Genomic DNA, 17533 nt, shown 5'->3' on the forward strand with positions numbered 1-17533 from the left:
ATGCTGATGAAGAAGAACGGCGCGGTGATCCCTTTCGCCCTGCCCCTGGAAGAACCGGAGCGCGGGCAGATAGCGGCGGCCATCGACACCCCGATGCGTTCTGATGCCTTCAAGCTCGCTCCAGAGGAGAAGATCGCGCGCATCGAGCATCACTTCCGCGGCATCATGGAAACCCTTGGGCTCGACCTCGCGGACGACAGCCTGCAGGGCACGCCCAAGCGCGTGGCGAAGATGTTCGTGAACGAGGTCTTCAATGGCTTGGATCCGGGGACCAAGCCGGAGCCCACCCTCTTCGCCAACAAGTTCGGCTACAAGGGCATGCTGGTGGAACGCGGCATCACCGTGCATAGCTTCTGCGAGCACCATTTCGTGCCCATCATCGGCAAGGCCGCGGTAGCCTATTTCAGCAGCGGCCAGGTCATCGGCCTCAGCAAGCTCGACCGCATCGTGAAGTATTACGCCGCCCGACCGCAGGTGCAGGAGCGCCTCACTGAGCAGATCGCAGCCGAATTGAAGCGGGTGCTGCGCACCGAGGACGTGGCCGTGCTGATCGATGCAGAGCACATGTGCGTGAAACTGCGAGGCGTGAAGGATGAATGCAGCAGCACGGTAACATGCCACTTCAGCGGACGCTTCGATGATGCGGCGGTGCGCTCCGAGTTCCTGACCTGCGTGCGCAACTAGTGGCCCCCAAGCCCCGCCTCAGCATCCACTGGTTCCGCCGCGACCTGCGGCTCGAGGACAACCACGGGCTGTTCCGCGCGTTCCGCGATCACGGCGACGTGCTGCCGCTCTTCATCTTCGACACGGAGATCCTCGACAAGCTCGAGGACAAAGCCGATCGCCGTGTCGATTTCATCCACCGCGCGCTTCGTGGCATTCAAGCAGAACTGGCGAAGCGCGGCTCTTCGCTGCTGGTGGAGCACGGCAAGCCCATCGAGGTGTGGAATCGGCTGCTGGATCGCTTCGACATCACCGCTGTCACCACGAATCACGACCACGAGCCCTATGCCATCGCTCGGGACGCCGCTGTGGGCGAGCTGCTTGCCGCGCGCGGGATCCCCTTCCGCACGTTCAAGGACATCAGCATCTTCGAGCGCGGCGAGGTGAGGAAGGACGATGAAGGGCCTTACACCGTGTACACGCCGTACATGCGGAGATGGCGGGGGCTCTTCACTCCCGAGATGGCGGCGCCCCACCCCAGCGAAGACCTCTTGAACCGCCTTTGGAGGACGGAGCCCATGACCATGCCGTCATTGGAGCAGATGGGCTTCTTGTCCACAGACCTTCAGGCCCCGCCCATCGGCTTGAACGAGAGGCTGCTCACCAACTACGAACGGACTCGAGACACGCCCAGCATCATCGGCACCAGCCGCATGAGCACCCATCTGCGCTTCGGCACGGTGAGCGTGCGCGAGCTGGTGCGTCGTAGCCTGAAGTCGAGCCCCAAGTACCTGAACGAGCTCATCTGGCGCGAGTTCTACATGCAGATCCTCTGGCACTTCCCGAATTCAGGGAACGCCTTCAAGCCAGCCTACGACCGGATCGTTTGGAGGAACGACGAAACGGAATTCTCGATTTGGTGCGAAGGGCGCACTGGCTATCCGCTGGTGGATGCAGGCATGCGTGAATTGGCCGCTACCGGCCTGATGCACAACCGGGTGCGGATGGTGGTGGCCAGCTTCCTCACCAAGCACCTGCTCATCGACTGGCGCTGGGGCGAGGCCTGGTTCGCGGCCAAACTGCTCGACTTCGAGCTCAGCAGCAACAATGGAGGCTGGCAATGGGCCTCAGGATCAGGCTGTGACGCGGCGCCCTACTTCCGGGTTTTCAACCCCCGATTACAGCAGGAGCGCTTCGACCCTCAGTTAAACTATGTAAAGCGCTGGGTGCCAGAGTACGGATCGGCCAACTATGCGCGTCCTATGGTTGTTCATGAAGCAGCGCGCGACCGGGTCTTACGGGTCTTCAAGGAAGCCCTGTCAGGCGCGGGAAAAGCGAGCGACCAGCAAACCAATCTCTTCGCATAGCCATGCCACGGAAAAAGAAAGCCCTCATCCTCACCCAGCCGGTGAAGAACGGCCTAAAGGCCATCAAGGTCCGCTTGGATGCCCGCACAGTGATTACACTTGCCAGCCATAAAGCGCTTGAGTTCTGGCGCCAACGCTACCCCAAGCTCGAAATCATCAGCTAGATGCCCCGCAAGAAACCAGCGCTGATCCTGGAGCGCCCCATCAAGAAAGGCGTGAAGGAGATCAAGGTCCGCCTCGATGCGCGCACGGTGATCACCGTGAGCAGCCAGAAAGCGCTGGAGAACTGGCGGAAGCGCTACCCGAAGCTTGAAGTGATCAAGTAGCATGGCCAAGCATGTCCTTGAGCGCAGCCAATTGCTCAGGACCACGCTGAGCGAGGCTTGGGAGTTCTTCAGCACGCCCCGTAATCTCGCGCGGATCACGCCCATTGAAATGGGCTTCGCCATCCGCGAGCCTTTCGATGAGCGCCCGGCCTTTTCCGGGCAGCTCATCACCTACACGGTGAAGCCGCTGTTCGGCATCCCGCTCACATGGGTCACGCGCATCGAACAAGTGCAGGCCCCTTACAAGTTCGTGGACACCCAGTTGCGCGGCCCTTACAGGCGTTGGTGGCACGAGCACAGCTTCGAGGAAGTGGAAGGCGGAGTGCTCATGCGTGACCGGGTGGAGTACGAGCTGCCGCTGGGGCCATTGGGAGAGCTCATGCACGATTGGGTGGTGAAAGGCCGCCTGAAGCGCATCTTCGATCACCGCTGGGCCGTGCTCGAAGCGCTCTTCGGCCCTGCAGCGAACAGGAGCGTGGACCTGAACGTTCCCCGAGCATGAGCATCTGGGCCATCATCGCCATCGTATTCGGCACGGCAGCCTTCATGGAGTTCGTGGCTTGGGCCACGCACAAGTTCGTGATGCACGGCTTCCTCTGGAACCTGCACAGCGATCACCACAAGAAGGACCACTACAACTTCATCGAGCGCAACGACAGCTTCTTCCTGATCTTCGCTGTGCCGTCGATGGGCTGCTTCATCGCGGGCAGCGTGCTTGGCCTGCATACCCCCTGGCTCTGGATAGGCTTGGGCATCCTCATCTACGGAATCCTCTACTTCTTCGTGCACGAGGTCTTCATCCACCAGCGCATCAAGTGGCTGCGGAATACGAGCAATCCGTACTTCCTCGCCATCCGCCGCGCGCACAAAGCGCATCACAAGCACTTGGGCAAGGAGCACGGCGAGTGCTTCGGCATGCTGGTGGTGCCCTTCAAGTATTACCGCGAGGCCAAGCGCATGCTGGCGCAGAAGGCGGCGGCCTGAGGCATCACTGCCGCTGCTTGGGCAGATCGAAGCGGATCGGCACTTGAAGTACGCTGCGCACGCGCTTGCCGTCTTTCAGTGCGGGTGTCCACGGAATGCGATAGAGCAGCCGAAGCGCTTCATCGGTGCAGCCGCCGCCCACCGATTGCAGCACATGCATGTTGCTGATGCTCCCCGTGGGCTCCACCACGAATTCCGCTTTCACGGTGCCTTCGAGGCTGTAGCGCATGGCCTCATTGGGGTAACGCATCTCCTTGCCGATGTAGGCAGGGAGCCCCGCCATGCCGCCCGGGATCGAAGGCGCCACTTGCGAATCGAGCTGCTTGGGGCTGAGCACGGCAAGGCTCGTATCAGCAGGAAATCCGAAGCGCTCGCCGGTTCGAGGGAGGCGGTCCTTGAGCCAGCGCTTGTATTTGCCCGGCTCGAAGGGGATGGCCAGGAAGATCTCGGAGCTGCTGCACGATTCCCCGGCAGTGACCGGGCGCCAGAGTATCATCCGGGCTAAACGGAGTGCTTCCTGGTCGCATTCAAGAGACAGGGATTTGCCCACTTTGATCGACTTCACCGATCCATCTGGAGCGAGGCTCGATGCTATCACCACTTCGCCTTTGAAGCCAGCTTCGAGCGCAACGGCCGGGAACCCCAGTTCCTGCTCGAAGAGTTTATCGAGGGCCGCTCGCCCGCCTTGGGCCATGCAGCTGCCCTCGGTTTGTGCTTGGGCGAATGCCGGGATCCAGGCGCAGATCGCGAATTGAAGGAGTTGGCGTTTCATCGGGGGCTAATTTCGCCGCATGGCAGCGGTAAAGTTGCAGCAAGGCGACCGTGTCTCGTTCATCGATGACGTGGGCGGTGGGGTGGTGCTGCGGGCCGGACGTCCGGGCCATGTGCTGCTGCGCACCGATGACGGTTTCGAGTTGGAGGTGCCGGAAAAACGGTTGGTGCGAGTGGCCGAAGGTTCACGTGCTGCCCATTTGCGCGTGAGCGACCATGCCGTGGGCATGCGCGTGGCCAATGAACTGCTCGAGGAGAAGCGCCGCAGCAGATCGCCGATCCGTCCCGGCAAGACGCCGAAGAAGCCCGAGGACAACAGCGTGGCCGAGGTGGACCTTCACCTGCACGAGCTGGTGGAGGACGAAACAAGGTTGAGCGACGGCGAGAAGCTCGAGTACCAGATCCGCTACTTCGAGCGGGCCCTGGAGAGCGCCATCCGCAACGGCAAGCGAAAGCTCATCGTCATACACGGCGTTGGAGAAGGCGTGCTGCGCGAAGAGGTGCGGAAGATGCTCCAGTATTACGATGGCGTCCGTTTCCATGATGCCGACATGCGGCGCTATGGCGTGGGGGCAACGGAGGTTGAGATACTCAGGGGAAGGGGCTGAAGAGGTTGGGGGTGGCGGGAAGTCCAACCCTCTACCTCCGATGAACCTACAACCCCCAACCTCAGAAGTTCTTTGACAAACCTGTGCATCGCTCCACCGCCGCATTTGCAGAACTGCGGAGGAAAGTCCGGGCAGCGTAGGGCACCGTGCTTCCTAACGGGAAGGGGCGCCACTGGGAACGGTGGCGTTACGGAAAGTGCCGCAGAAAGGGAGACCGCCATCCGCAAGGAGGGTAAGGGTGAAAAGGTGGGGTAAGAGCCCACCAGCGCCGGTGGCGACATCGGCGGCTTGGTAAACCCCACGGGCTGAAAGACCATGTATACCGGGGCTCCGCCGCAAGGCGGATAAGGGCGGCTCGTCCGATCCCGGAGGGTAGGTCGATCGATCCCGCTGGCGACGGCGGGACTAGATAGATGGTGGAGGCCCGCCGCAAGGCAGGAACAGGACCCGGCTTACAGATGCACAGGCTCTTCATGAAGGGCCTTCGCGCGGCGCATGCCGAGGCGGGGGCCCTTCACCTTTTTTCGCAGGCGGCGACCTCTGGCCCGGAAGCTGCCAATGGCGGCCCGATACCTTTGAGCGTTCGCATGCGCGCCATCCTCTTCGCGTCCATCATTTCACTCCTTGCTGCTGAAGCGTGCGGCCAGGAGCTGGTCACCATTCATGGCCAGGTGAGCTCAAGCTCCAACGACCGCGCCTATTACGACCTCATGATAGTGAACAAGCGCACGCGCAGCGGGGCCTTCGGTAATCCCGACGGAAGCTTCATGGTGCAGGCGCTGCAGACCGATACGATCATGATCGGCTCCGTGGGCCACCGCACCACATTGATCTGCATGCGCGACAGCCTGCCCAAGCCGAGCTACCGGGTGGCCGTTCGCCTGCTGCCCCTCCAGTACCAGCTCGCTGCCGTGGAGGTGCTCAGCCAGCGCACCCTGCAGCAGATCCAGAAGGACATCGAGAAGCTCGGCTACAAGGAGAGTGATTACCGCATCAGCTCGGTGGATGCGCTGCAGAGCCCGATCACCTTCCTCTACCAGGAGTTCAGCCGTCGCGAGCGCAGCAAGCGCCTGGTGGCGCAGATGCGCAACGAGGACCGCAAGCGCGCGCTGCTCCGGGAGCTGCTGCAGCAATACGTCGAGTACGACATCATCAACCTCAGCGACGATTCCTTCGACGACTTCATCGATTTCTGCGCAGTGCCCGATGAGGTGATCAAGGGACTAACGCAGTACGAGTTCCTCCTCTTCGTGAAGAAGAAGTACGAGCTGTACGGCAGCCTCGGCCCCACCCGCAGGCATTAGCGATGCGCCCTTTCCAGCTTCAGCTCTCGACTTTCCCATTTCTCCTTTCAGCCTGCCTTTCCCCCTTTTCAGGAGTTTCCCAGCCCGACACCCTGCTCCGGCACATCGCGCTCGACGAGGTCGTGATCTCCGCGCAGGCCCAGGGCTTCGATGTGGAGGCCTTCGTGCACCGCGTGCGCACCGACAGCAGCTTCCACAAGGCATTCCTGAACACGCGCTATCATCCGCACGCGCTGCGCAGCGAGGCGCGCGTGCGCCGCAAGGATGAGCGGGAATCAGCAACGCTCTTCCGCAGGGCGCGATTGGTGCGCGATGGCCGCAGCGCGCAGCAAGTGATCGATTCGTTGAGCGAGACCGGCAGGCTCCGCGATCGCAAGGGGCGCTTCCGCTACCTCACCATCGAGATGTACGATGACGTGTTCTTCCCGAAGGGCGGCTTCACCGCGGACAACACCGTGGCGGGACGCAAGCTCGTGGTGGAGCGCGGCAGCCGGTTCGAGAAGTACAAGGGCGAGCTGAAGAAGTTCATGTTCGACCCCGGCACCGAGATCGCCAGCGTGCCTTTCATCGGCAAGAAGCTCGCGCTCTTCAGCCCTGATATGGCGCCGCTCTACGATTTCCGCATCTGGAGCGACACGCGCGGCGACCGGCCCTGCTGGGTGTTCAGCGCGGCGGCCAAGCCCGAGCACCGCGACGGCAAGACCGTGATCAAGACCATGGACACCTGGTTCGATCAGGGCACATTCGATGTCCTGGCGCGCAGCTACCGGATCGCGCACGCCTCCGTGTTCCTCGACTTCGACATCGCCATCAGCGTTCGCAACATCCGGGTCGGCGATGCCCTCGTGCCCGTGCGCGTCCACTACGATGGCGACTGGGACATCCCCTTCGAGCAGCGCGAGCTCGTGCGGTTCTGGATCGAATACAGCGACTGGAGGACAGAACCCTGAAGAGGCGCTCAGTGCTTGCCTTGTGCGGCGAGCCAGCGCTCCGCATCCAAGGCCGCCATGCAGCCGCTGCCAGCACTGGTCACCGCTTGGCGGTACACCTTGTCGGCGCAGTCACCAGCGACGAATACGCCGGGCACCTTGGTGCTGGTGCGGTCGGGATCGTGCTTCAGGTAGCCGGCCTCATCCATCTCGAGCTGGCCCTTGAAGATCTCCGTGGCAGGGGTATGGCCAATGGCTATGAAAAGGCCTGTGACATCGAGCCTACGCTCTTCGCCGCTCACCTTGTTGATGGTGAGCACGCCTTCAACCGCATGTTCGCCCAGCACATCCTTCACCTCGGTGTTGAAGAGCACCTCGATGTTCGGCGTGCTCTCCACGCGGTGCACCATTGCCTTGCTGGCCTTGAAGTGGTCCTTGCGCACGAGCATGTACACCTTGGGGCAGAGCTTGGCGAGGTAGGTGGCCTCTTCGCACGCGCTATCGCCGGCGCCCACGAGCACCACGCTCTGGCCGCGATAGAAGAAGCCATCGCACACGGCGCAGGCCGTTACCCCGCCACCGATGTCGCGCAGGCGGATCTCGTTGGGCAGCCCCAGCCACTTCGCGCTCGCGCCGGTGCTGATGATCACCGTATCGGCGTGGATTTCCTCCTTCTCATCCACCCAGACCTTGTGCACTGGGCCGCTGAAATCGACTTTGGTCACCCATCCGTTGCGGATTCGGGTCTCGAAACGAAGGGCTTGCATCTTCAGGTCCTCCATCATCTCCGGACCGGTCCGTCCTTTCGGGTAGCCGGGATAGTTGTCCACTTCAGTGGTCTGCGTGAGCTGGCCGCCGGGCAGCGGTCCTTCGATCATCAAGGGCTTCAGGTCTGCGCGTGCTGCGTAGATGGCGGCGGAATAACCGGCCGGCCCTGATCCAATGATCAGGCAATGGACGTGCTCAGGCGAAGTGCTCATGTTGGGGCCGCAAATCTAGCTGCGGCCGTCAGCGCCCGATGGTGATGGTCGTCACGGCTGGCACACCACGGTGCGGAAGCGTGGGGCGTATCCGACCCACGCGCCCAGGCCACCGTCGATGTTGCTGCGGATATTCGAGGGGTTGCTGAACACATCACCCTGCGAGGAGGCGTTGTTGGCGAAGGAGTTGAAGAACCGGAACTCGTTCAGGCCGATGCTCGAGAACTTGACAACAACGGTATCGCCGCGCTTGAAATAGCCTCGCTCCTCGTTGATGTCGTCCTCTGCCTGGCTGTACGGTTCATTGCCGCGGTTGTAGTTGAAGTCGAGGGTGAGGCCGTCGATGTATCGGTCCTCGAAAACGCCGAAGAATGGCGAGATGAAGCGCGAATCCTTCGGTTGGCCATCGGCACCAAGGTTGATGCGGCGGGCGAACCACCGATAGGCATTGCCTGCGGTATCGGGGTCGCTCAGGCGAGCCCAAAGGAAGCCGAGCGAATCATCGGCATTCGGGGAAGGATCGTCCAGTTTGAACCAAGCGCTATCAAGGGCAACGCCATGCGGGATGGTGGTCACGCTCGTGAGCGTCTTTCCTTCGGTTTCCACGCGCAGGCTGTAGGTGCGGCCCTCTTCACCCAGCAATTCGTTGTTCAGGAAGGTCCATGCGCAGATCCGCGCAGCGCGCAGCAGGTCGGCGCTCACGCCGGTCTGCGCGGCCACCTCATCGATGAGCGAGTCGGGGATCAGGTCGCTGCAGAGCCGCGTGAGGGTGTAGGTGCTGTCGCCGTCGTTCACGGTGACCACGGCATCGCTGATGTAGGTGCCTGCGATGCTGGCCACGCTGGTGGGAGCGAAGAAGCTCTGGGTGCGCGTGAGGAAGACGATGGGGGCTTGTCCCGTTTCGATGTTGCCTTCCACCACCACCTTCGATTCGGTCTCCGGAAGGTCCACGTTGATCTCTTTGTCGCAGCCCGCAAGGAGCAGGCCCATCGCTGCGATTAGGAGCGATGGCCTGGCGCTCAGAATTTGAAGTTCCATGTGATGGAGGGGAGTATGGAGAAGAGCGACACTTGCTTGGCCACCACCTGGAAGCTGCCATCGCTGGGGTTGCCTGCGGTGTCGAAGTAGATGAAGTAGGGGTTCTGCCGGTTGTAAGCGTTGTACACGCCGAAGTTCCAGCTGCTCACGAGTTTCTTGGGCACCACCTTGGTCTCGCCCGTTGCGGGGTCCTTCACCTCGCGCGTCTCTCGGCCGTTGAGGGTGGCGCTGAGATCAAGGCGGTGGAAGGGGGCCATGCGGTAGCCGTTGCGCTCGGTGTACTCGCTTACGAGCTGGCCTTCCACGAAGTAGCGGTTCACGGGGATCGTCACGGCTTGGCCCGTGGCGTAAACGAAGGCGCCGCCGAAGGTCCAGCGCTTGTTGTGCTCGTAGGTGGCCACGATGCTCAGGTCGTGCCGGCGGTCCCAGCGGCTGGGGAACTCATCGCCGTTGTTGATGTCCGGGAAGCTGCGCATGGTGCGGCTCCAGGTGTAGCCCAGCCAGCCGGTGAGCTTGCCGGTGCGCTTCTTCACGAAGAGCTCAGCACCGTAGCTGTAGCCGTTGCCGAAGACCAGCTGCTGGTCGTAATTGGTGTTGCCGTTGTCCTGAGGGCTTGCGCCATCGGCGTACTCGATCAGGTTCTTGAAATCCTTGTAATAGCCCTCCACGGAGGCCTCGATCAGGTCATCGAGGAAATTGCGGAAGTAGCCGGCCGCGTATTGGGTGCCGATCTGCGGTTTCACGCGCGTGCTGCTGGGTATCCACACATCGGTGGGCAGTGCGGTGCTGCTGAAGCTGGCCAGGTGAACGTATTGCTGGCCTTGGTTGAAGGAGGCCTTGATGCTGCTGGTGCGGCCGGTGCGGTAGCGCAGGCTGATGCGCGGCTCCAGGGCCTGGTAGGTATGGATGGGGGCGCCCGGCGCGATCTCTTCCTTGCCGACCGAACGGCCGCGCTCGTCAACGATGTAGCGGGTGTAGGGCCCCACGTGATCGAATCGGCTGAAGCGGAGGCCCAGATTGATGCGCAGCGCGTCGGTGAGGTCGATCTCATCGAGGGCGTACACGGCGCTCTCATGCGCGTGCAGCTTGGGCGGCGTATCGATGTTGAACTGCGTTTCGCCGCTGCTCACATCCACCGTGCTGGTGGTGTAAACGTGATAGATGTACTGCGCGCCGTACTTGAGGCGGTGCCTCCCGTTGGGGTAGTGGCCCAGATCGGCCTTCAGGCCGTAGTCCTTGATGCCGCTGAAGAGCTTGAAGCGGAATTGGTCCTGTGCGGCGTCGAAGAGGAAGCTGTAGTCGCTGAAGGTGGCCGTGGTGTTCAGGAAGAGCTTGGGGCCGAAGACGTGGTTCCAGCGGGCGCTCAGGGTGCTGTTGCCCCAAGGGATCCGGATGCCGGGACCGCCCGATCCGCCGCGCTGCAAGGAGAACACATCGCGCCCGAAATAGCCGCTCACGAACAATCGATCCTTGTCGCTGAAGGTGTAGTTGGCCTTGGCGTTGAGGTCGTAGAAGTAGTAGCCGCTGCCCCCGAAGGGGCTGCTCTCGTTGATGAAGGGCTTGGTGAGCACATCGATGTAGGTGCGGCGACCGCTCACGATGAACGAGGCCTTGTCCTTCACGATGGGGCCTTCGATGGTGAGTCGGCTGGCGATCAGGCCGATGCCGCCCTGCGCCTGGAATCGCTTCTCATTGCCCTCCTTCATGTTGATGTCGAGCACCGAGGAGATCCGCCCGCCGTAGTTGGCGGGCATGCCGCCCTTGATCAGCTCGATGTTCTTCACCGCATCGGCATTGAACACGCTGAAGAAGCCGAACAGATGGCTGGCATTGTACACCGTGGCATTATCGAGCAGGATCAGGTTCTGGTCCGGTCCGCCGCCGCGCACATAGAAGCCGCTGTTTCCTTCGCCGTTGTTCTGAACGCCGGGCAGGAACTGGATCGTCTTCAGGATGTCCACTTCGCCGAGAAGGGCCGGCAGGGTCTGCAGGCGCTGCACGTCGAGGTCAACGGTGCCCATCCGCGTATCCTCGGTGTTCTCCTGCTTGCGCTCGCCCACGATCTCCACTTCCTGGGCGAGGATGGCCTTCGGTCGCGCCTCGATGTTCAGCTTGAGGTCGGCGCTGAGCGTCACGTTCCTGGTGAAGTCCTCGTACCCGATGTAGCTCATGGCCACGGTATGCGTGCCGGGTTCCACATTGAGCACATAGTAGCCATACACGTTGGTAGCCGCGCCGCGCATGGTCTCCTTGAGGTACACGTTAGCGCCGATCAGCGCCTCTCCGCTGGTGGCATCCTTCACGTAGCCACTGATGGTGACCTGTTTCTGGGCGCTGATGAAGAAGGGGAGAAGAAGGGCATAGCCCGCAAGGAGTTGGCGCAGCGTCATGATCGGGGCGGCAAAACTACCTGCGATGGATGGGCGCTTCCACCCATTGGTCCCAAGCGGTTGCCGCCCGTCAAACACGATTCACACGGACTTGTTCGCATTGAACAGAGACTTTACCTGCGCTTAGCGCAGCAGCACCGGAGCGCCTCTCACATTCGCCCGCACCTCCTGCCATGGAACGATTAACCCCGATGCGGCGCAACGGCCATGGCTTCCTGACGCTTGCCGTGTACCTGCTCCTGGCGCTGGTGGCCATCAGCATCAGCCTGGCGGGGTGAAGAGCTGCTTGAGCGATGTGCCATGTCCTTGCGGGCTGAGGTGCTTTGCTACATTCGCGCCCTCTTCGGGGTGTAGCGCAGCCCGGTAGCGCACTTGCATGGGGTGCAAGTGGTCGCTGGTTCGAATCCAGTCACCCCGACTGGTCGAAAGGCCCCCGGAATCGCCGGGGGCCTTCACATTTGCCTCTCCGTTTCCGCCTCTTCAATTCGCCCAAGCCGTATGCGCTCACTCACCTTCGCGCCCGCCGCAGCCCTGCTCTTCATCATGGCCGGATGTTCCCATGAGCCGGAGCCGAAGGATAATCAGCCCATCTTCACCATGGACCCCCACAGCCACGCCCGTCCGCAGGAGGCGCGCATCACGCACCTATCGCTCGACCTGGAGGTTGACATGGAGGCGGAGCAAGTGAGCGGCACTGCCCGGTACGACATTGCAATGGCCAAGGACGCGGAGCGGATCGTATTCGACACGGATGGCCTCGACATTGAACGCGTGACCTTGGATGATGGCGAAGAGACCGCTTACAGCCTTGGAGATACGAGCTTCCTGGGACGAGCGCTGACGGTGACGTTGGCGCCCGGCACGCGGTCGGTCACCATCGCCTACCGCACCGGGCCCGGTGCGCGTGCGCTGCAATGGCTCAAGCCGCAGCAGACTTCCGGTAAACGGCACCCGTTCCTCTTCACGCAAGGACAGGCCATCCTCACCCGCACCTGGATCCCGATCCAGGACAGTCCTGGCATACGCTTCACCTACGAAGCCAGCATGCGGGTGCCGAAGGGCCTCATGGCCGTGATGAGCGCCGAGAATCCCACGGAGGTGAACGCCGATGGCGCGTACGCTTTCAGGATGGAACAGCCCATCCCCGCCTACCTTATCGCCTTGGCCGTGGGCGACCTGGCCTTCGTGCCCGTTGGCGAGCGCACCGGGGTTTACGCCGAGCCGGACCTGGTGCAGAAGGCCGCGTGGGAATTCGCCGACATGGAGAGGATGCTCACCACCGCCGAGGCGCTATACGGCGATTATCGCTGGGGCCGCTACGATGTGATCGTGCTGCCGCCCAGCTTCCCTTTCGGTGGCATGGAGAACCCGCGGCTCACCTTCGCCACGCCCACGATCCTGGCTGGCGATCGCTCGCTCACCGCATTGGTCGCGCATGAACTCGCGCACAGCTGGAGCGGCAATCTGGTGACCAACGCCACCTGGAACGACTTCTGGCTGAACGAGGGCTTCACCGTCTATTTCGAGAACCGCATCTGTGAAGCCGTTTATGGTGACGAGTACGCACGCATGCTGCAATTGCTCGGCCGCCAGGACCTGCACGCCACCATCGCCAAGCTTGAGGGCAAGGGCCAGCATGCCGATACGCATCTGCGCTTGCACCTCGAGGGCCGCGACCCTGACGAAGGCATGAACGATGTGGCCTACGAGAAAGGATTCGCTTTGCTGAAGCTCCTGGAAGAGAAGGCAGGTCGCGCCAAGTTCGACGCCTTCCTGCGCGGTTACTTCGATGCGCATGCATTCCGCAGCATGACCACCGACGACTTCGTGGCCTATCTGGACGATCACCTGCTGAAGCCCGAAGGCATTGAGCTGAACGTTGCTGAGTGGATCGATGGCGCGGGTTTGCCGGACAACGCCATTGAGCCGCAGAGCGACAGCTTCGCGAAGGTGGAGGCGGAGATCGCGCGTTGGGCCTCCGGCACGGCCGCCGAACAGATCGATGTGCAAGGCTGGACCACCTTTCATTGGATGCACTTCCTGCGCCACTTGCCAGAGGGCCTCGACAGCGAGAAGATGAAGGAGCTTGACGAGGCCTTCGCTTTCACGGCCAACGGCAATGCTGAAGTGCTCAGCGCCTGGCTCGAGCTCTGCATACGCAACGATTTCGATCCCGCCTTCGACCGCCTCGATCAGTTCCTCACCACGGTGGGCCGCAGGAAATTCCTCTTGCCGCTTTACGCGGAGCTGAACAAGAGCGAGAAGGGCCGCCTGATGGCGCACACCATCTACACCGCAGCGCGCGGCAACTACCATAGCGTTAGCGTGCGCAGCCTCGATGAGCTGTTGGCGTGGAAGGAGAATCGCCCGGCAGCGAAATTCTAGCAATGCCCGAAAGCGAAAAGCCCCGGATCATCCGGGGCTTCTTGCGGCATCATCGATCACTCAGCGGCTGATCGCGACGCGGCTGATGCCTGAGCTGCCATCGGCACCTGTGACGCGCACCAGGTATTGGCCATCGGCCAGTCCCGAGAGATCGAGCAAGGACTGGCTCGTGCCCATCATTCGAACGGAATGCACCTTGCGGCCGGCGGCATCGGTGACTTCGGCCTGCGCTCCGCCTTGCAGATTACCGGGAAGCGAGAGTGTCAGGATTCCCGTGCTCGGCACCGGGTATGCGCTGAACGAGGCCAACGCGCCTTGTTCACCGATTCCCACGAGGCAGCTGGTCGGGGTGATGCTGCTGCCAGCGGGAAAGGCCTGCACGAAGGTGTTCATGTCCGCGAGCGGCCAGATGTCCTGGTTCTTCATCAGGTTATCAGGCCCGATGAGGCAATAAGTCGGATAGGCATTCACGCCGAAGGCATTGTCAACGGGGGTGCAGCCGCCTTCGATGCCGATGGCTGGCGGATGTGACCATGGTCCGCCATAGGTGGACTCATACGCATCCACCTCCGCGTTCGTGTCCGTGCCGTTGTTCATGGCGATGCAGATGATGTCGCCTGCATTGCAGCCATAGGTCTCGTGGAGCTGGCTGAAGTAATGCGAGGTGGCTTGGCAGGGCCCGCAGGTATCGAAGAAGAAGTCAAGGATCACGTGCTTGCCCTGCGAGGTGTAGCTGTAGAGGTTATGCACGTTGCCATGGGTATCGGTGACCGTGAAGTCGGCGACCAAACTGCCGTTCGGATAATTGGTGGCCTGACCGATTGCCGATGCGCCGAATGCGATGGAAGCAGCCGCGAATAGAAGGTATCTCATGCGTGTCGGGTTTGAAGGTTCGACCGTGAAGCTAACCGGATGCTCGCTTGGCGATGTGAACCTGTGACGCCCTGTTCGCAGCACGGTTGAAAGGCTAATCGCCTTGGATGAGCCGACCCAGCAGTACGGGCTCCAGCGCATGCCCGCCTGCGAAGCGATGCGTGCGATGCGGCACTTCCGCTTGCTGCAGGCGCAGGGCCTGGGCCTCCAATTCCTTCGTGCCGGCGTACTCATCGCGATCACCGAGCACCAGATCAACGGGCATATGGCGCCATCTCGAAAGCGCTTCGCGGTCCAATTCCGGCGGCAGCGAGCCTGCCCATAGCACTGCGCGCCGGATCGGTGTGGAGCTTCGGATCGCCCAGCGCGCCGCTGTGGGCACCCCTTGCGAGAAGCCGAGCACATTCAATCGCGCTCCGGGCATGGCCTGTCGGAGAAGTTCAGCGCACAGGGCATCGAGGTAGCCCACATGGTCATCGATCTCGTGCAGCCGGTCCTCACGGGTCATCCACGTCGCACCCACCCGCGAATGCTCGGCATCGAGGTAGAAGCGGCTCAATCCTTCCGGCGCGATGATGCAGCGCTCCTCTTCAAGTCCTTTGAAATTGTTGAGGAAGTAGCGTGCCAATTGGCCGTAGCCATGGATCACGATCCAGAGTTCGGGTGATGCCACCAAGGTGCCCAGCACATGGTAGCGCGCTGTGCGCTGCACGCGGATGAAGCGCTCGTCCACGGTCAATAGGCGAGGAGGTCCTTCAGCGCCCCTGCGACTTTCTCCGCGCTCGGGATCATCGCCGCCTCGAGCGTGCTGTTGAGCGGGATCGCCGGCATGTCAACTGAGCCGAGCGTGCGCACCGGCGCATCGAGCAGCTCGAAGCACGCATCGCCGATGCGCGATGCTAAGGCTTGCGCGAAGGAATTGGTGAGCTGCTCCTCGGTGACCACGATGCAGCGCCCATGCCTTCGCACCGCATCCATCACGGTCTCCTCGTCCACAGGAACCAAGGTGCGCAGGTCGATGATGGTGACGCGACCCGGGAAATCCTTCGCGGCGGCCTTGGCCCAATACACGCCCATGCCATAGGTGACGATCACCGCCGCTTCGCCCTTGGCCACCGCATCGGCTTCGGCCTCCAGCACCAAGCGCGCCTTGCCGAAGGGGATGATGTAATCAGCGCTGGGCTCAACGGTCTTCGCTTCCTCGGTGCCTTTGATCTTGCTCCAGTAGAGGCCCTTGTGCTCCAGCATCACCACGGGATTAGGGTCGTGGTAGGCGGCCTTCATCAGCCCTTTCAGGTCGGCGCCGGTGCTGGGGTAGGCCACCTTGATGCCCTTGATGTTGCAGAGCACGCTCTCCACGCTGCTGCTATGGTAGGGGCCGCCGCTGCCGTAGGCGCCGATCGGCACGCGCAGGATGCAGCTCACCGGCCACTTGCCCACGGTGAGGTAGCACGAGCGCGCCACCTCGGTGAAGAGCTGGTTGAGCGCTGGCCAGATGTAATCGGCGAACTGGACCTCGACGATCGGCTTCAAGCCAGCGGCGCTCATGCCTACGGTGCTGCCGATGATGAAGGCCTCCTGGATCGGCGTGTTGAACACGCGGTGCCCGCCGAAATCGCGCGCGAGCGTTGCCGCCTCACGGAACACGCCGCCGAGGCGCGCACCCACGTCCTGTCCATAGAGCAAACAGCGTGGATCCTCCTGCATCAGCTCGCGGATGGCGAAGAGCGCGCTGTCCACCATCACCGTGGGTTGACGGTCCTTCGGCGCGCGATCGCCTCTCTCTTCGGTTACTGGCGTAGGAGCGAAGGCATGCGTGGTGAGGTCCTCTGGCGCGGGGTCATCTGCGGCGCGGGCGCGCTCGAAGTCGGCCTTCACCCGGGCGATGGCTTTCTGCTCGATCTGCTTGAGGCCATCGAGTTGCAGGCGATTGTCGAGGCATTGCTGGAAGAAGCGCGGGAAGGGGTCGCGCTTGCGGTGCTCGGCCAGGTTCTCCTCGCTGCGGTAGAACTCCATGCGAACCCCGCTGGTGTGGTGGTTGAGCAGCGGCACCTTGGCATGCACCAGGAACGGACGGCGCTCCTTGCGCACGAGGCCGATCACTTCATTCAGCGTGCCGTAGCTCGCGATGAAGTCGGCGCCATCAACCTTGCGAACCTCGAGGCCGGGGAAGCCCTTCGCGTATTCGCTCGCATCGGCTACGCGGATCTCGTCGGCGCTGGCGCTGATGTCCCACTCGTTGTCCTGCACCAGGTAGATGATGGGCAGTTTCTTCAGCACGGCCATCTGGAAGGCCTCGGCCACCTCGCCCTCGGTCACGGAAGCATCACCGAGCGAGCACACCACCACTGGCGCGTCCTGATCGCTGCTTCCATTGAAGTCGTGCACGATGCCCGCCTGTTCCTTGTACCAGAGGCCGAGCGCGATGCCGGTGGTGGGTATCGCCTGCATGCCGGTTGCGCTGCTCTGGTGGGGGATGCGCGGCATGCCCGTGCGGCGCAGGCTGGGATGGCCGTAATAGGTACGGCCGCCGCTGAAGGGGTCGTCGCGCTTGGCCAGCAATTGCAGCATCAGCTCATAAGGCTCCATGCCGATGGCCAGCAGGATGCTGTCATCCCGGTAGTACGGCGCTACGAAGTCCTGTGCCTTCAGCTGCATGCCCAGCGCGAGCTGTATCGCCTCATGGCCCCGGCTGGTGGCATGCACGTACTTGCTCGTGAGCTTGAAGTGCTCCTCATAGAGCTCGGTCATGGCCTTGGCCGTGCACATCAGGTCCCAGGCGCGGAGCAGGGTGTCCTGGTCCGGCGCTACGCCAGACTTCGAAAGTCTCTTGGTGGCGGTGAAGGCCATAGTGGTGCGTGAGCGGCTAAGGTAGAGGATGGCTGGTGCAGCTTCGGGATTTCGCCGCGATAGCT

17 protein-coding genes, 1 tRNA gene and 1 other RNA gene are annotated in these 17533 nt (G+C 62.3%); 12 read left to right on the plus strand and 7 right to left on the minus strand.

The features are described from left to right. From folE to IPK70_03390, 6 genes are read left to right on the plus strand one after another with little or no spacing between them, the layout of a single operon-like run. A complete protein-coding gene (folE, locus tag IPK70_03365; protein MBK8226198.1) occupies positions 1-684 on the plus strand; it encodes a GTP cyclohydrolase I FolE in 684 nt (227 codons plus the stop codon). Beyond that, entirely contained in the window at positions 684-2030 is a 1347-nt protein-coding gene (locus IPK70_03370; GenBank protein MBK8226199.1) for a deoxyribodipyrimidine photo-lyase, read from the plus strand. The genes folE and IPK70_03370 overlap by 1 nt, the downstream gene beginning before the upstream one ends. Before the next feature lie 2 nt (positions 2031-2032). Then, complete coding sequence (locus tag IPK70_03375) at positions 2033-2194, plus strand: hypothetical protein (protein ID MBK8226200.1); 162 nt, start codon at positions 2033-2035, stop codon at positions 2192-2194. Next, the gene (locus IPK70_03380) at positions 2195-2356 is read left to right on the plus strand and encodes a hypothetical protein (GenBank protein ID MBK8226201.1); all 162 of its coding nucleotides are present in this window, start codon (positions 2195-2197) and stop codon (positions 2354-2356) included. It begins immediately after the preceding gene. A 1-nt stretch (position 2357) separates the two neighbouring features. Beyond that, complete coding sequence (locus IPK70_03385; GenBank protein ID MBK8226202.1) at positions 2358-2858, plus strand: SRPBCC family protein; 501 nt, start codon at positions 2358-2360, stop codon at positions 2856-2858. Beyond that, entirely contained in the window at positions 2855-3340 is a 486-nt protein-coding gene (locus tag IPK70_03390) for a sterol desaturase family protein (protein MBK8226203.1), read from the plus strand. Before IPK70_03385 ends, IPK70_03390 begins: the two co-directional genes overlap by 4 nt. Before the next feature lie 4 nt (positions 3341-3344). Here IPK70_03390 and IPK70_03395 read toward each other — a convergent pair whose 3' ends face one another. Continuing rightward, positions 3345-4112: a TonB family protein gene (locus IPK70_03395; GenBank protein ID MBK8226204.1), complete on the minus strand. Its 768-nt coding sequence runs from the start codon at positions 4110-4112 to the stop codon at positions 3345-3347. 19 nt (positions 4113-4131) lie between these two features. Here IPK70_03395 and IPK70_03400 point away from each other — a divergent pair, with 19 nt between their 5' ends. The 4 genes from IPK70_03400 to IPK70_03415 all read left to right on the plus strand — a co-directional run bounded on the left by IPK70_03400 (position 4132) and on the right by IPK70_03415 (position 6973). Then, positions 4132-4719 carry a Smr/MutS family protein gene (locus IPK70_03400; protein MBK8226205.1) on the plus strand — a complete coding sequence of 196 codons (588 nt, stop codon included), beginning with the start codon at positions 4132-4134 and terminating at the stop codon, positions 4717-4719. Positions 4720-4799: 80 nt separating this feature from the next. Continuing rightward, an RNA gene (gene rnpB / locus IPK70_03405) (RNase P RNA component class A) lies at positions 4800-5190 on the plus strand. Positions 5191-5306: 116 nt separating this feature from the next. Continuing rightward, on the plus strand, positions 5307-6023 hold the full coding sequence (locus tag IPK70_03410) for a hypothetical protein (protein MBK8226206.1): 717 nt from the start codon (positions 5307-5309) through the stop codon (positions 6021-6023). Positions 6024-6025: 2 nt separating this feature from the next. Continuing rightward, positions 6026-6973, plus strand: coding sequence for a hypothetical protein (locus IPK70_03415; protein MBK8226207.1), 948 nt, complete (start codon positions 6026-6028; stop codon positions 6971-6973). Positions 6974-6981: 8 nt separating this feature from the next. On the opposite strand, the gene trxB is transcribed toward IPK70_03415, so the two are convergent. From trxB to IPK70_03430, 3 genes are read right to left on the minus strand one after another with little or no spacing between them, the layout of a single operon-like run. Continuing rightward, the gene (gene trxB / locus IPK70_03420; protein MBK8226208.1) at positions 6982-7932 is read right to left on the minus strand and encodes a thioredoxin-disulfide reductase; all 951 of its coding nucleotides are present in this window, start codon (positions 7930-7932) and stop codon (positions 6982-6984) included. Between the two features lie 51 nt (positions 7933-7983). Further along, positions 7984-8970 (minus strand): DUF4249 domain-containing protein, encoded by a 987-nt coding sequence (locus IPK70_03425; GenBank protein MBK8226209.1) that lies wholly within the window; start codon positions 8968-8970, stop codon positions 7984-7986. After that, the gene (locus IPK70_03430; protein ID MBK8226210.1) at positions 8952-11360 is read right to left on the minus strand and encodes a TonB-dependent receptor; all 2409 of its coding nucleotides are present in this window, start codon (positions 11358-11360) and stop codon (positions 8952-8954) included. Before IPK70_03430 ends, IPK70_03425 begins: the two co-directional genes overlap by 19 nt. Before the next feature lie 344 nt (positions 11361-11704). Here IPK70_03430 and IPK70_03435 point away from each other — a divergent pair. Further along, positions 11705-11778: transfer RNA gene (locus IPK70_03435), tRNA-Pro, on the plus strand. Positions 11779-11858: 80 nt separating this feature from the next. Next, positions 11859-13745 (plus strand): M1 family metallopeptidase, encoded by a 1887-nt coding sequence (locus tag IPK70_03440; GenBank protein ID MBK8226211.1) that lies wholly within the window; start codon positions 11859-11861, stop codon positions 13743-13745. Positions 13746-13805: 60 nt separating this feature from the next. Here the strand turns inward: IPK70_03440 and IPK70_03445 are convergent, their stop codons facing one another. The 3 genes from IPK70_03445 to IPK70_03455 form a co-directional block, all read right to left on the minus strand. Next, on the minus strand, positions 13806-14618 hold the full coding sequence (locus tag IPK70_03445) for a T9SS type A sorting domain-containing protein (GenBank protein MBK8226212.1): 813 nt from the start codon (positions 14616-14618) through the stop codon (positions 13806-13808). A 94-nt stretch (positions 14619-14712) separates the two neighbouring features. Further along, on the minus strand, positions 14713-15351 hold the full coding sequence (locus tag IPK70_03450; protein MBK8226213.1) for a phospholipase: 639 nt from the start codon (positions 15349-15351) through the stop codon (positions 14713-14715). Between the two features lie 2 nt (positions 15352-15353). Next, positions 15354-17468, minus strand: coding sequence for a tungsten formylmethanofuran dehydrogenase (locus tag IPK70_03455; GenBank protein ID MBK8226214.1), 2115 nt, complete (start codon positions 17466-17468; stop codon positions 15354-15356). Positions 17469-17533 lie beyond the last annotated feature (65 nt).

It is taken from the genome of Flavobacteriales bacterium, from assembly GCA_016712535.1.
Lineage (GTDB): Bacteria > Bacteroidota > Bacteroidia > Flavobacteriales_F > PHOS-HE28 > PHOS-HE28.